Raw genomic sequence first — 13514 nt, 5'->3', positions numbered from 1 at the left:
AAAACACCCCAAACAGAGCATAGGGGTTGCCTATACGTCTATTTGGGGTGTCCATTGAGTATTGAATTTGTTTTACATAGATTACCTTAATTGCCATTTTATCTGAAAAACTATGATAATACAACTACTTCACAAACAAAAAAAGTAAAAAAAACACAAATACACAAGCCTTTATACCCAACAAATACTTTTATCAGAATGATGTTACGTTAATTCTGTCATAAGTTCATCTAATAAGTCTTCTTGATCTTTCGTAATCGATGTAGAATCTCCCTTTTCCTGTGAAGCGGGTTCACCCTTCGCTGTCATGTCTTCAGGTATCGGATTTGTTTCCTCGATGACAGGTGTCTTAATGGACTCCATCCACAATAGATCATCATTAAATTCCAAGACGTCTTGTGAAGTGTTCACAGGTGAGACGTCTCCTTGTGTATCACTGTTCGTAAAGGTGTTTGGTTTGTCTGGCGGTATGTGTGAAACAACATCTTTTTCATCTTCCTCCACCCGTTCAGCTATAACAGGCGCTTTCTCGACCTGTATTGTTTGCGGAAACTCTCGCTTTTCTTCTTGCCTTGGTTCTTGTTGTGGCTTACGATCTTCCACTCTCGGTACAGAGACGTCTTGATTATGAATGGAGACGTCTCTCGATGATTGAATGGAAGGAGCGGCCGTTTCAACACGCTTTTCAACTGGTCGATCTATAGGCTTAAACCGAATTTCCTTTCTCGGCTGCCTTGCTGGTTGACGCGACGTATTTGCTTCCACAATAACAGGATCAAGCCCTGCCTGCTGTAAAGTCAATTTGCGTTCTTCTTGGAACTGCTCCAGAAGCGCTTGTTCACGCTCTGTTGACTCTTCCACTGTTTCCCCTACTAATTCCACCGTACCCTGCTGTAGAAGCTCACGACGTCGTTCTAGCCAGTAGACGGCTCGTTCATCATCTACTTGGATAATCGCTTTCTTAAATTCTTCTTTCGGTACGAAGTTCGCATCGATCTGTTTAACTGGCATCGATCGATTCTTCTTCACGATCTTTACGGCACATTGGAACTCACGTTGAGCCAAAATATCGTCTGGGCTCATAATCGCTTCTCTTGTTTGCTTATAGGAGCTACCCATACGCGTCATAGGGTTATCCTGCATCGGTGATACAGATTGTTCCGACGTTGATTCCTCAAAGCGACTATTCTCATGGAATAAGCGCGAAAATACATTGGCATCAAATTCTGAGACGTCTGCGTAAACCATTTTGTTACGTAAGGTGGTTAAAAGAGTATGCATGTAGTACTCCCCATAGTGATCCGCAAGCTGTGCGATCGTTTGGGTAACCACGGTAATAATAGCCTTATACTTACGGCTTTGCGCTGGGAACTCACGAAACGACTGATAGACATAATCGGGAAACTCATCGCAGTAGATGGCATGGTATGTCGAGGACGCTGGTGTACGGCGAAAGACTGCGTTTTGTACAGATAATAAAACAATCTTCCCAAATACGTTACTCAGGTTCTGCATTTCCCCTTTTGCTGTATTCACAAGGAGTACGCCTCCATTCTCCAAGTGCGCATCCATACTAAAATTGGATTTACCAAATAACACACGGCGAATCAACTTATTGGCTGCAAGGTCATTCAGAATGTTACGTAGTCCTTTTACATACTCGGCTTCCGCATCGTAGTACTTCACTTCTCCACGATACTTCCCGTCTTTAATTTTCTCTACATTCCCTGCACGATCTGCCTGCGGTAAATGATTCATTTCAAACCAATCATCGACTCCTTTTACGATGTGCCAGTGATTGCGCTCGTCACGATCTGTGTACGTTTCCCAATCAGCAGGAATCAGCGCTTTTAATTGAACGTGCATGTGTCGGACTAGTTGTGCATCATTGTACATGTCGATCAACATATCGAAGGTTGGTTCGTTTTCTGGGTCATACAGCTTCAAGAGATACACATAATACTTTAAATGGTTACGTTGTGATTGACCGAAGAAGTCACGCGCTCCGTCCCCTAACCCTTCTACCACCATAGCAAGGGATTCAGCTACCCTTTCAACCGGTCCCTCTAATGGATTAATACAGGGGGTGTCTTTATTCGTTGGATCAATATAGAACACACTCTCTGTGGGAATGTTATGAGCCTGTACAAGCTTGTATGCCTTTTGGCAAAGGTCATTTGATGGCTCGATGACGGTAATTCCATTCAAATAACGTCCCTTTACCTCTTCCGTATGAAAATCCTCTCGTTTAGATAGCTCTGGATAATCATTGATGAATTTAGCCATCCAGTGTAAATCCTGATTAATAAGGGGTAAAACTAGCGCCGCTGTTTTACCTGTCCCGATACTCCCTACAATAATCCCATTTAATGTTCGGTCTTGCCCTGGGATAATGACTTGTTCCTTTGTCTTCGAATCAGGCCCTAACACTACATCCGGCAGTTGATCCGCTTGAGATTCGACTTTGACGAATTTTTGTAGTTTAGCAGACACAAATTCATATTCCGCAAAGCGCTCCATAATCTCTTTTTGATCTCGCGTTACTAATCCACCCATCCATAGAAGGATAAAAGCACCGATGATACCTGGTAAGAGGATAAGAATCGTCATAAGCTGATCGGTATTCTGTAGTAACACTGCCTCAAATGATAACTTACCAATGGATGCTTTACTCGCTAGATCCTCCAAGTATGGAATTACTGTACGATAGACAGGTGCCGTTGCATACCATAAGAAGTGAAAGGCAACGGCCATAAATACCGTTAAGAAATAGACGGCTTTTGGCGACGTCTTCTTATAAAAAGCTACCTTCGTCGAAAACAACCACGATCCAATCATGAAGATAGTAGTAAGCGCCATACCAATCAAGGTCGGATGAAGGGGATCACCTAGTAAAGGAAACGATAAATCCTCTTGTTTAATTTGATTCAGTACCACGAAAAAGTAATTGGCTGCGTACTTGATAAGGAAGAACACACTAGCTATCAGCGATACATGACTAATACCAATAGGGAGGTATTTCTTAATACTTCCATTCAAGCAAAGCCCTCCCTTCTTTTCGATATGGAGAGACTAACCTATAAAATGTAGGCTCCTGTCCTGTATAGCCATAACTAGCACTATTGCCGAAATACACATTCTTATAATCAATCCCAATAATATCGCCGTTCATTTCCTCTTCATTTTCGTAAATCGCAATAATGCGCTGAATCGGAACTTGTGTAAGACCTTTTTTTACGTATTCATTTAGTAAATCTAAGGTTGCCATACTCTCCACTGATCCCTCTTCGATAAACAGGAACATGATGGTTTCAATATAATGACCGGCTTCGTTTACTAAATGACAGACCATATCAGCTCGTACTGGATAGTTAGGCGATGGAATGTACACAAACTCATCCATAATAGGTTCAAGTGTAAAACCAAAGATACTGTTTGCATTGAGATTCTTTAGAAGATGTTGCATGTCTCCTTCTATAAATGCTTTTGTATAAGGGCGGTCACCCATCAACAACTTGTAACCTAACTCATAGGCACGGTAAAGCGGCATAACATACACGTCAAGGTTTTCTACACCTAGCGCTTTCGAATACATCAGCTTTTGTTTCATATTACCCACCCGGCGTTCACGATTGCTTGGTACAAAGCGCAAGTTCATCGATTCATCTAATTCTACAACCAATACCTTATACGTTTTATCAGGATTTTGAAGCGCTTCTTGTTTATACTTCAGTATCTTTTCGTCTACGAGGCTTAATTGCTCTGTCCCCATATCCAACTCAATCATTAAATAGGTGTCGTTATAACCAATCACCCAATCTGGTACTACCGTATCCTTAGAAGAGATTTGATCATTCCCTAGATACTCTAATGGACGAATGGATCGTAACGGTTTATCATGTTCAAGTCCCTTTGCGATGATACTTGTCACCACTTCTTGTATGGTGAGGTAGTGATCCACATGTTTCATCGTTGCCAATCGTTTCATTTGATATCGATGCTTATCTTCCGTGAGCAATCCCTCGCTCATTAAAATATCTAACCCTGTGTGACTAATGCGGTAGTAGTTAAAATTAAACCCTTTCTGTCCCAATGAATACTGTTCGGCTGCTACTACATCGTATTTGATGTATTTCTGCGATAATCGACGTCTAAAAGTTGGAAACTTCATACTAGGTTCCTTGTTCGCCAGAATACGATACATTTGAGGTGCTGTTAATGTTCGATGTTCGTAGAGAAACAATAATATATCCAACTCTGCTTGAGATAGATTAATTCCACGTCGATTAATACCTAACGTAAAGAATTTCCTTTTTACCTTCGTACTCACTTTTTCATCCCTTTCTCCAAAACAAAAGACCCCAAAATCAGAAAAGGCATGTACCTTCTCTTTGATTTTGGGGTCTTCCCATTGGTTTTAAATTTAATTATGTCCACACTATACCATATAATTCTTTTTTATGAAATATTAGGTTGTAAATCTCCCGAAAATGAATATTTCCTAACAGGTAATTTTGCGATATTTTCAATTTTTGACCAAAGGGTTTTTGATGATGAAATTTACTCAAAAAAGGGATTCTATTTAGACTGTTATTCGGGCTTCTAACACCCCCTGAAGCCCTTGGGGCACAAGGGTTTAATTATTCTCAGTGTGCTACATACCCAAATGAGAAGCTTCAAACTTCTCATTTGGGTATTCACACTTAACTATTCTCAATTCACTATTCTCATTTGGAAATACTCTATCATTTTGGTTCCTTTATTTCTCACTATTTGCGACATATTCACCACTTCACACTCACCATCATTGCGATAGGAACGTCACAATCCCCACTCTTTAAAACTATGAATAGTAATTATAATAGTAATTTAAATTATTATTATAATTACTATTCATATTATATATAAACTTATATTAAATATATATTCATTTATTATTTAAATTAATAAAAAGAACAAAACAAAGTAAAAAATACCAACAATTAGGTTGGTATTTTATCGTACTTTTATACCTTTTATCTTCTTCGATTTTAAGATTAAATTCAGAGCATCTTTTTTAGAAATCACATTTTCCTTTTTGCTATTCTCTTTTTTCATAACAATTTTACCTCCTTACGTACTAAATATATGTATTTGTAATTGTGCCCACTTTTCATGTTATTTATACACATAACCTCCCTCCTTCTCACATATCTTGTATTATCTTAACCAACTAACCAACTGACCCAAACTTAATCTCATATTTTCACAAAAAAGAAGAAAGAGAGGATCATTATGAAAAGTATTAATCCGATGTTCCAGAAGCAGAAGTCTTCTTCCACCGATCAACAATCCACTAACAATGTTCGGAAAACAGCCAAAATAGATCAACCAAGAAAAAGAAGAAATGATAAGAAACATGATATTCGTGTGCCTGTATCAGACGCTATCAAGTCTTATATAAAGTCGGAATCGTTCGAGTATGATTCCGTTACCCAGTACTGTACGCATTTAGTTGAAAAAGGCCTTAAAGCAGGCGTCAATTTCCCACCTAGTCATTACGTTAATTACGATGATGTGGTGCATGTGAAGGTTTCGCAAGAGATGTATAAACTTATATTTGATAAGCAGCTAGAATGGGATCAGCGGAGCATACGCCAAGCCACACATAGAATCCTAATGGGTATGTTAAAAGCTGAGGGGGTTTAAAATGAGGTCTTATAGCAAAGCTAATTTATTGGGGTCTTCTTTTCATTCAAATAGCGGAAATACTGGTACATTTATTAAAGCAGTCAACCTTCTCTCTCAAAAATTTGATGTGCGTTTCCGTATTGATATCCCGTATTCCGTTTATCTACGCGGTGAAACCTTTTGTGATGATATCCAAGAGTTAAGCGGTGAAAAGTTTACCAACGGTGATTTAATCAAGATTTTATATCACGACTTTGTTATGTACATTATAAAGAAGCCTGACTTAAAACGGGTCTATCAGCTGCTTATGGAGCGCTATGATCGTATTTATAATGTTCAAAAGCCTAGACGTCTCGAAATCATCCCATACAATACACCTGAAAAGCTGATTATAAATGATCAGAGAGGCACTTCTACGTATGATCTAGAGGATGATGATTATGTGACTTTAAAAGTGTACCTTTCTAAGAAATATGCATTAAGAGGTGAAGTCGTGTTAGCGGATCTGGCTGAGATATATCCTGATCATCCTTTCACATTGGAAAAAGTCTTAGAAATCATTTATATAGACTTTGTGGAGAAATTTAGACGTGGTGAGCTGCAGGATGCTGTTGTTAATATTTTAAATTTTTTAGAGGAATAAAGCTAAGAATTCATTATCTGAGCTTGTCTTTTAACTGAATTGATTCGAATAAAAAACCTTTAATTAAAAGTTAATGAATTTCGATTCAGAGCACAAAATAACAAATCATGGTATGTTCGTAGCGTGAATTAATATCAGATTTCATGCTTTTATTTCCATTGATAAATCAAGGTTTTTCAAGTCTGACAATAGTTGTTATTCATTGAGAATAGATGTAAAATAGTCGGTGAAATAAGGTGAGTATTTCAAATAGAAGGATGATGCTAAATGAACAGTGATGACAAATTTTTTGCAGAAAAGACATTGAAACATCTCTTCCTAGGGTCACAAGTTGATGGAATGCAGTTTGGTATTTCTCCAGCGGTAACGAAGATTTATTTTACAAATTTCGAAGGTTCAGATGACTTTGGTGGACAACTATATCTCAACATCGAATCAAAATGGTGTTTATTTGATAAACCACCCGAAAAATACCCTTCAAATGAGGATGAAATTGAAGATTACTCCGAGGATGAAGAGTACAGTATGATTTATAAAATTAGAAGGCAAAAAGTTATAAATATACAACTAGGAGAAACAACCCCACATCTGTTTATAATATTAGAAAATGGTTGCACACTTTTTGTGAATGGCTTTCACGACAAATATGAATCTTGGCAAGCAGGAGTTCAATTTGATGATTGGCTTGTAGTTTCAGTTCCTGGGGATGAAATTGCAACTTGGGCACCTGAAAGGTTCAATGAAAAGTAGCTGGTGGATTGTTATTCATCAACTATTTTTCGTAGTTAATTTGATATTAGATTGATCCTGCCTGCACCTCAAAACAGAACCCATTAATGATAAGTAAGTTTTGCTTTATTTCATATTCTATAGAAGTATTCTTTTTGACAAAGATAAAGTGGTCATTAGGCTGCCAAACATGTAGATCATCAGCAATGTATCCACGTAGCCACAATACGCCATTAGTTCTTCCCCTATTTCATGCTACCGTGCTAGAAGCAATACAATTTTTTCGGAGTAGGATCTTAACATTTAGGAACCTATGTATTGCCTTTCAAAAGCTTTTCCCATTAAATATATGCCCTTACCACGTTTGCACTATTTACAAGAAGTAATCAACTTAAAGTTACCTGTGGGCCAAGCAAATTTATAGTGTCTTAGAATCAGTACTTTTACTAACTGCTGTTAAGGTAAAAAAAGGATGCAACTTGTGATTAAACAAGTTGCATCCTTTTTGTTATTAACCGAGAAGCCAACCTGCATCTCCGAGATCATCTTTACTCTTCTCACTAGTTTTATTACGGTTGCCAATTACACTATCTTCATGTTCCTTTTCATCTTCAATATTTTTATAAGGAACGCTCTTTGGTTTCTCAACTGAATGCTGCCGTGAACCAATTACAACTTCATCTGGTTCTTCTGAAACAACTTCCTCCATGTCAACATCCTCATTATTATCTTCATCAACTAATGGATATTCATGTTGACTACTTTGTTCAATGTTACGTGATACGTTACGTTCAGGAGTAGTTGTTAACGATTCTGCTTTTACTAATGGTTCACTTTCTAAATAAGCATTTTCAAGAGCATCCTTTTGTTCATACTCATCCGGAGAATGTGTTTTGAATTGATTCACATTACCGTGTCCGCTAGGAGTAACTGCCTCTTTAGCACCTAAATATTGTGCGGGGTTGCTTATATCCCTTCTCATGGGAACGCGGCTCTGAATATCAAACGAACCCTGTTGTTGCACAAAATATTCAATCGCAAAACGTATACCTTCTGAAATATTTGATTGTCCATTGATATAATCTAATACAACTTGGTTATCATCTAGTGTAAAAATAACCTGACTGCCTGCATTTTTCTTCTGAGGTTTCCTTGCCACTTATCCATCGCCTCCTCTACATAGTCAGAAGTCGTGCGGGACTTAGCACGACTTCTTTCAATATGATTAGTTAGATGCCAACACTGCTTCTTTTACACGATCAAACATGCCTAGTTTCATGAATGCATCCATACCCTCTACGTTCATTAATGGTGCATATGCTTTTGGTACCCAGAATAACTTGATCTGTCCACCTTTGCGTCGTCCAAGCTCTTTTTCAAGTAAAGGTTCCATCAAGTCTTTCATTAAGATAGATCCACCACCGTAGACAACGACAACATCGATTTCATTGTATGCCTTATCTAGTTGCTCTTTAATTTTGTTAATAATTTCTGAAATAACAGGTTGTAAGGCAATTTGCATATAACTGTGAGCTTTAGGTGCTTCGTATGAATGATTTTCAGCGTCTTTTAGGTATTCACTAAACTTTTGGCGATTCAAGCCTGCATATCCTGTTTCTTGAGATGTAAATAGGTTCATTGCTTGCACGATAGCGTGAGCAATCCCCATATTTAACCCTTCTGCTTTATCTTCATCAAATGCCATATGACGGGTAATAGGAAGCTCTGTTGTACCGTCTCCGATATCTACATGCAATAAGCGCTTATCTTGAAAATACTTCCCATCGATTGGTTTAATATCATATTTCTTCGCAAAGTCTTGCAATACTTCATGGTTCTTACTAAGGTGGTTAAGATAAAAAAGGACTGCGGTGCCCTCAGGTAGAACCTTAACAAAGTCAAAGTTGATCTTGACGTTTACTTTTTCTTCTCCTAAGAAAACAACCGCCGTATGTGTCCCCTCCATGAATTTGTTTTCAAACTCTTTGTTGTGCTTAGACCCAAGTTTATATTCAGTGACAGGCAACGCTGTTGTCATATCAACCGTAACCTCAAGATCTTTTGCTAGTTTACCCTTCTTGTTAAAGCTCGTTTTAACCGCCCATGCTGCAATATTTCCAATCGTATTAACAACCGGAATAGCCGAGTCTGCTTTATATTCTTTACCAGCATTCATATTTTGTTTAGTAGTTCCTTTATCAATCGCTGCTTTTCCGATGTAGTATTGACCAGGAAAATCTAGAGCTGGTGATTGAATTGAAACAAATAGATTTTCATATAAGTTTTCTACTAATTCTTCAATAGATTTGTCACCTACTCGTTTGTAAGCAAGTTCCAACGCGTATGTATTAGGTTGACGAATTAACTCATCATTAATAATAAGTGCTTGTTCACTATTCCCATTATCGTTTGTTACTTTAGCTTGTAATTTCATATAATAATCCCCCTACTTCCACAAATAAGTTTAATTTCATAAAAGCAATATACCACAAGAGGAATATTTTGTCTATATTCAACATCATTCATAAATTATTCAAATTATATCGAACATCAATACATAATATATTCAATATAATTTGAAATATAAATTCAATATATATTCGTTTTATATTAATTATATATTGAATTTATATTAAGTAGAACAAAACTAAACTAGCGGTAATGTTAACTTAGCGATAAAGTGAAATAATCCACAAAACGCTAATCCACTGATAACACCTATACCATCTATAAATTACAAACAATTGTCCAAAACTAAACTAGCGATAACGTTATTTTAGTCATAATCCGAGATAGACAACTGGTAGATTATCAATAATATATTACTGATATACAATTAAAAGAAGATAATGCATATTCACTCCACCAAAAAATAAATCAAACTAATACATATGAAGTAATTGCAATCCATCTATAACATATAAGATAATAGTAATTAGAATTAATAGTAGATTATAGTTTACATATATATCGATAATTTACCACTAATAAGAGGAGGGGTAACTTTGGAAGGTAATAACTTTTGGAAAATCTCCGAGTTCTCTAAGCAATTAGGGAAACACTTTACCACAACAGATAATTGGTTTAAGCAATTAGAGGCTAAAAAGATCCATTATATTATGAGAGACGCAACTGGTGAGAAGGTATATGACGATTTAGACCTTCAAATTGGTAATTTCATACGTAGGGGACGTGAAGAAGGGCTGCCTATGCGTGTGATACAAGACCAATTAGCAGAACGATTTGATCTGAGACCGTTTCCTATAGAAGAACTCGAAAATATGGCCTCAAATGAAATTGTAGATATTGATGCTGTCAAAATGTTATTTACGGAAATGGCTAAAGAAATTGTGCAAGAAGAATCCTTATTACTTAAAGAGGAGATTCCACAAATCATTAAAAGCGCAATGGAGCCTCATCAAGAGCAATTGACATTAATGATCCAGCAGCTTAAAACAATTGAAGTAGCAAATCAAAACTTATTAACTGGAATAGAAGAAGTAGCTCCAACAAAAGAGCAAGAAATTATAGCTAGAGAAAAGAGAATTAATGATCGAGCTGTAGCTAGAAGAGTTGAAAGCAAGTTACGACAGAAGGCACTTCGCCTTTGGTTAGAAAAACCTCAAAATGAGCGCTATGTAAAAGTGGGGATCTTTCGAAAAGAAGAAGATATAACGAAACGCGATCTGTTCGTAGAGGAATACGTAGAAGAACATTATGAAGACGAATTAAAAAAATATTCGAATAAATAGTAACGAAAAATGTAATATATGTTATAATATCCCAAAAGACAATATTCTGGGGTGATCAATATGTTTCTTCCAATGAAAAAGGAAAACGTGACTAAGGTTGATAAAGCTGTTAATGGGTTATTATGTTTAGGAATCGTCGTAGCAGCTGGACTAGCTTTCTACACACATATGTAACTACTACAGACTAAGTGCTTTTTATACGAATGAAAAGAACGCTTTTAGAGCAGTCCTCTAAGAGTGTTTTTTCATTTGTATTCAACTGATATTTCTCCCTTATTGTCTCCTGAACATAGCAATAATATGATGTGATAGTTTATAGTCACGTTTGAATATTTGAATAAGTAACATTCTTTTTCATCGTCTGTAGACGCTAATCATAATCTGTGATTTTAAGGCTATAACTAGTATTACACTTATATTTTCTGAAGTGCAACTGATGGTTGCGTCCTTGGAAACCAACGTATGCTCGTTAATTCGCAGTATTTCAAATATATTTAGACTATAAAACTTATTAGGTGGGCTGATTCATGGATTTATCTTATAATTTGAAAGCAAAAAGAGAGGAACATCATTTTTCTCAAGAAGATGTAGCAAAAGTTTTAAATATCTCTAGACAATCCATTTCTAAATGGGAGAACGGAAATTGTTATCCTGATCTGGATAATTTGATTAAATTAAGTGATTTATACAAGATTTCGTTAGATGAATTAATTAAAGGGGACAAGTCCTTGCAAGAAAAAATTATCATAAAAGAATCTGGAGAAAAGTATTATAAATGGCCTTGGTGGATTATCTTCCCTATATTCGGAATGCTATATGCAATAATTTCTATGATTTTAGACCATTTTTAATAAATCGATGGGAAATCGCAACATAAAATGGATACACTGTTCCAGTTTATTAATAATAAGGTAGTATTTAGTAAAAAACTTAAGAAATATATCATCAAACGTATGGAAGACAACAGCAAATCATATAAAACCTACTACAAAACACATATATACGGATAAACGGATAAAAAGCATATTTTTACGAGTAAACCGCTTTTATATTTGAGGTTTAGAAGTTTGCATTACAGCGTAAATTTAAGTCTTATTCTATCTAAGCCAAAGCTTCACAGTTAAATAAAAAGAGACGTGGTACAAATCCACGTCTCTTTTATTTAATTGTAATTTATTATTACAATCGACAAGATAGTGTGTAATCAGGTACAGCGTAATCGAACACTTGAATATGGCAAGTGGCAGTCAGATGATGACCGACAAATACAGCAACGCTAAAAGGACAATTTAAGAATAAGTAGACCTCTTCAATCCCTTGTCTGTTTAAATCATCAGCTACAGCCTTTACACCCTTAGCATACGCTACAGCTTCCTCATTATTTTTAATGCTTTCTTGATCAGCTCCATTGGGTGGAGAGATATTAACTAATAAACAATAGTCTTCATTAACTTTTTCAAGATACTTTTCTACTTGTGGCTGAATATTGCTTGTAACACTTAAAACAATAATGGCTCTTTTACTTTGACTATTATTGCCTGGTGTGCGCTTAGTAATAGCTTTAAAAGTTTTATCCACTTTCTCAGAGGACCACATTTGATTATAATGTTCAACCTCGACGATCGCTCCTTTAGTTCGACTAAATCTGTTACCGATTAAAAGTCCTCCTGGTAGACAAAGTTTGGCGTATATACGAACACGCCCACCTTTTTTAACCCAGTTCTGTGACCAAGTTTCTGTAGCCAACTTTAATTGAGGACTCAATTTGGTACTCCATTCATCTAACTTGGGGAGTACTCTTGGTTTAGCCGAACTATCAAAATACTTGGTCCAGTCTAGTTCAACATCAGGCTGAATAGGGTATTCTTGCTTCTCATATCCATGAACATGAAGAATCATAGCTTCAGGTTCCGAAGTTTTTTTTACGTCAGCCAAAAAATTTTTGATACTTTTGAACACTGAACTTTTTTCGTCAACTTTACAAATACTTCTATGATTTTGATCAACTTTATATATTTTCGCACCAATATATAGGGGTGATGCTGAAACATTGGATACAACTTGATCTTGAGCTCCATGAAAAGCGATTTGAGGTATTGTATGCTTAAGATTATCTGGTAAATTTTCATCACCTCCACGGAAGAAATATTTTTGCCAACTATTCTCCAATTTCACAAGTAATGGATTAGCCTTCCTCATGGACTTTATTTGTTTATTAACAAGTACTTTAGAAAACATAGAAGCCCACTTGGAGCCCTGAAAGGGAACCGACAGGTATACAGCTCCTTTAACTTTCTTCAAGTTATTCATGTCAAATTTTTCAATAAGATTTATAATATATTTTTGAACGATTAAGCCCCCCATACTATGCGCTACAAAGACAATATCTTTATTTTTCAGCTGGGCTTGAATATCACTAGAGAGCAATTCTGCTGCATCAGTAAAGTCGTACTTTGATGTTGTTTTTCCTGTTACATAACCATAACTATAGAAATCTAGCTCATTGAGAGCAACATCATCTCTTAGTAATTCGGGCAGGCTTTTTGAAAGCTCATTTTTTCTCCATGTCTTAATAGGGTGTCCACCCAATCCATGAACGAATATAACAGCTATATTATTATTTTTCTCTGATACTTCGTATAATTGAGCATTCTTTACTCTCATTGTCTTAAACCACCTCTTAAATTGAAAAATCTATTCAATGTTTTTTTAACAAATCT

The 13514-nt window shown here is 36.3% G+C and carries 10 protein-coding genes and 1 pseudogene; 5 read left to right on the top strand and 6 right to left on the bottom strand.

Annotation, left to right across the window (positions count from 1 at the left end; genetic code table 11):
* Window positions 1-204 precede the first annotated feature (204 nt).
* Both IE339_RS24405 and IE339_RS24400 read right to left on the bottom strand, forming a co-directional pair.
* Window positions 205-3039: a type IV secretory system conjugative DNA transfer family protein gene (locus tag IE339_RS24405; protein ID WP_242176357.1), complete on the bottom strand. Its 2835-nt coding sequence runs from the start codon at window positions 3037-3039 to the stop codon at window positions 205-207.
* The gene (locus IE339_RS24400) at window positions 3023-4330 is read right to left on the bottom strand and encodes a replication-relaxation family protein (RefSeq protein ID WP_242176356.1); all 1308 of its coding nucleotides are present in this window, start codon (window positions 4328-4330) and stop codon (window positions 3023-3025) included. Before IE339_RS24400 ends, IE339_RS24405 begins: the two co-directional genes overlap by 17 nt.
* A gap of 944 nt (window positions 4331-5274) precedes the next feature.
* Here IE339_RS24400 and IE339_RS24395 point away from each other — a divergent pair.
* The 3 genes from IE339_RS24395 to IE339_RS24385 all read left to right on the top strand — a co-directional run bounded on the left by IE339_RS24395 (window position 5275) and on the right by IE339_RS24385 (window position 7063).
* Window positions 5275-5688: a hypothetical protein gene (locus tag IE339_RS24395; protein WP_242176355.1), complete on the top strand. Its 414-nt coding sequence runs from the start codon at window positions 5275-5277 to the stop codon at window positions 5686-5688.
* Window position 5689: 1 nt separating this feature from the next.
* Window positions 5690-6313 (top strand): hypothetical protein, encoded by a 624-nt coding sequence (locus tag IE339_RS24390; RefSeq protein ID WP_242176354.1) that lies wholly within the window; start codon window positions 5690-5692, stop codon window positions 6311-6313.
* A 267-nt stretch (window positions 6314-6580) separates the two neighbouring features.
* Complete coding sequence (locus IE339_RS24385) at window positions 6581-7063, top strand: hypothetical protein (RefSeq protein ID WP_242176353.1); 483 nt, start codon at window positions 6581-6583, stop codon at window positions 7061-7063.
* Window positions 7064-7193: 130 nt separating this feature from the next.
* On the opposite strand, the pseudogene IE339_RS24380 reads toward IE339_RS24385, so the two are convergent.
* The 3 genes and pseudogenes from IE339_RS24380 to IE339_RS24370 all read right to left on the bottom strand — a co-directional run.
* Window positions 7194-7283, bottom strand: a pseudogene (locus tag IE339_RS24380) (helicase); the annotation flags it as partial.
* A 270-nt stretch (window positions 7284-7553) separates the two neighbouring features.
* Window positions 7554-8201: a hypothetical protein gene (locus IE339_RS24375; protein ID WP_242176351.1), complete on the bottom strand. Its 648-nt coding sequence runs from the start codon at window positions 8199-8201 to the stop codon at window positions 7554-7556.
* Window positions 8202-8267: 66 nt separating this feature from the next.
* Entirely contained in the window at window positions 8268-9476 is a 1209-nt protein-coding gene (locus tag IE339_RS24370; protein ID WP_242176349.1) for a ParM/StbA family protein, read from the bottom strand.
* A gap of 571 nt (window positions 9477-10047) precedes the next feature.
* Between IE339_RS24370 and IE339_RS24365 the strand changes: the two genes are divergently transcribed.
* Together IE339_RS24365 and IE339_RS24360 are read left to right on the top strand one after the other, a co-directional pair.
* On the top strand, window positions 10048-10794 hold the full coding sequence (locus IE339_RS24365) for a MerR family transcriptional regulator (protein WP_242176348.1): 747 nt from the start codon (window positions 10048-10050) through the stop codon (window positions 10792-10794).
* Between the two features lie 527 nt (window positions 10795-11321).
* The gene (locus tag IE339_RS24360) at window positions 11322-11645 is read left to right on the top strand and encodes a helix-turn-helix domain-containing protein (RefSeq protein WP_242176347.1); all 324 of its coding nucleotides are present in this window, start codon (window positions 11322-11324) and stop codon (window positions 11643-11645) included.
* Window positions 11646-11973: 328 nt separating this feature from the next.
* On the opposite strand, the gene IE339_RS24355 is transcribed toward IE339_RS24360, so the two are convergent.
* Window positions 11974-13458: an alpha/beta fold hydrolase gene (locus IE339_RS24355; protein WP_242176346.1), complete on the bottom strand. Its 1485-nt coding sequence runs from the start codon at window positions 13456-13458 to the stop codon at window positions 11974-11976.
* Between the last annotated feature and the right edge of the window lie 56 nt (window positions 13459-13514).

This window comes from Priestia koreensis (assembly GCF_022646885.1).
Lineage (GTDB): Bacteria > Bacillota > Bacilli > Bacillales > Bacillaceae_H > Bacillus_AG > Bacillus_AG koreensis_A.
This window is presented reverse-complemented; position numbering and strand designations above follow the sequence as displayed.

Bases quoted from the DNA above. Each gene is read 5' to 3' on its own strand.
- IE339_RS24395 (WP_242176355.1), top strand. From the start codon at position 5,275: ATGAAAAGTATTAATCCGATGTTCCAGAAGCAGAAGTCTTCTTCCACC.
- IE339_RS24390 (WP_242176354.1), top strand. From the start codon at position 5,690: ATGAGGTCTTATAGCAAAGCTAATTTATTGGGGTCTTCTTTTCATTCA.
- IE339_RS24385 (WP_242176353.1), top strand. From the start codon at position 6,581: ATGAACAGTGATGACAAATTTTTTGCAGAAAAGACATTGAAACATCTC.
- IE339_RS24370 (WP_242176349.1), bottom strand. From the start codon at position 9,476: ATGAAATTACAAGCTAAAGTAACAAACGATAATGGGAATAGTGAACAA.
- IE339_RS24360 (WP_242176347.1), top strand. From the start codon at position 11,322: ATGGATTTATCTTATAATTTGAAAGCAAAAAGAGAGGAACATCATTTT.
- IE339_RS24355 (WP_242176346.1), bottom strand. From the start codon at position 13,458: ATGAGAGTAAAGAATGCTCAATTATACGAAGTATCAGAGAAAAATAAT.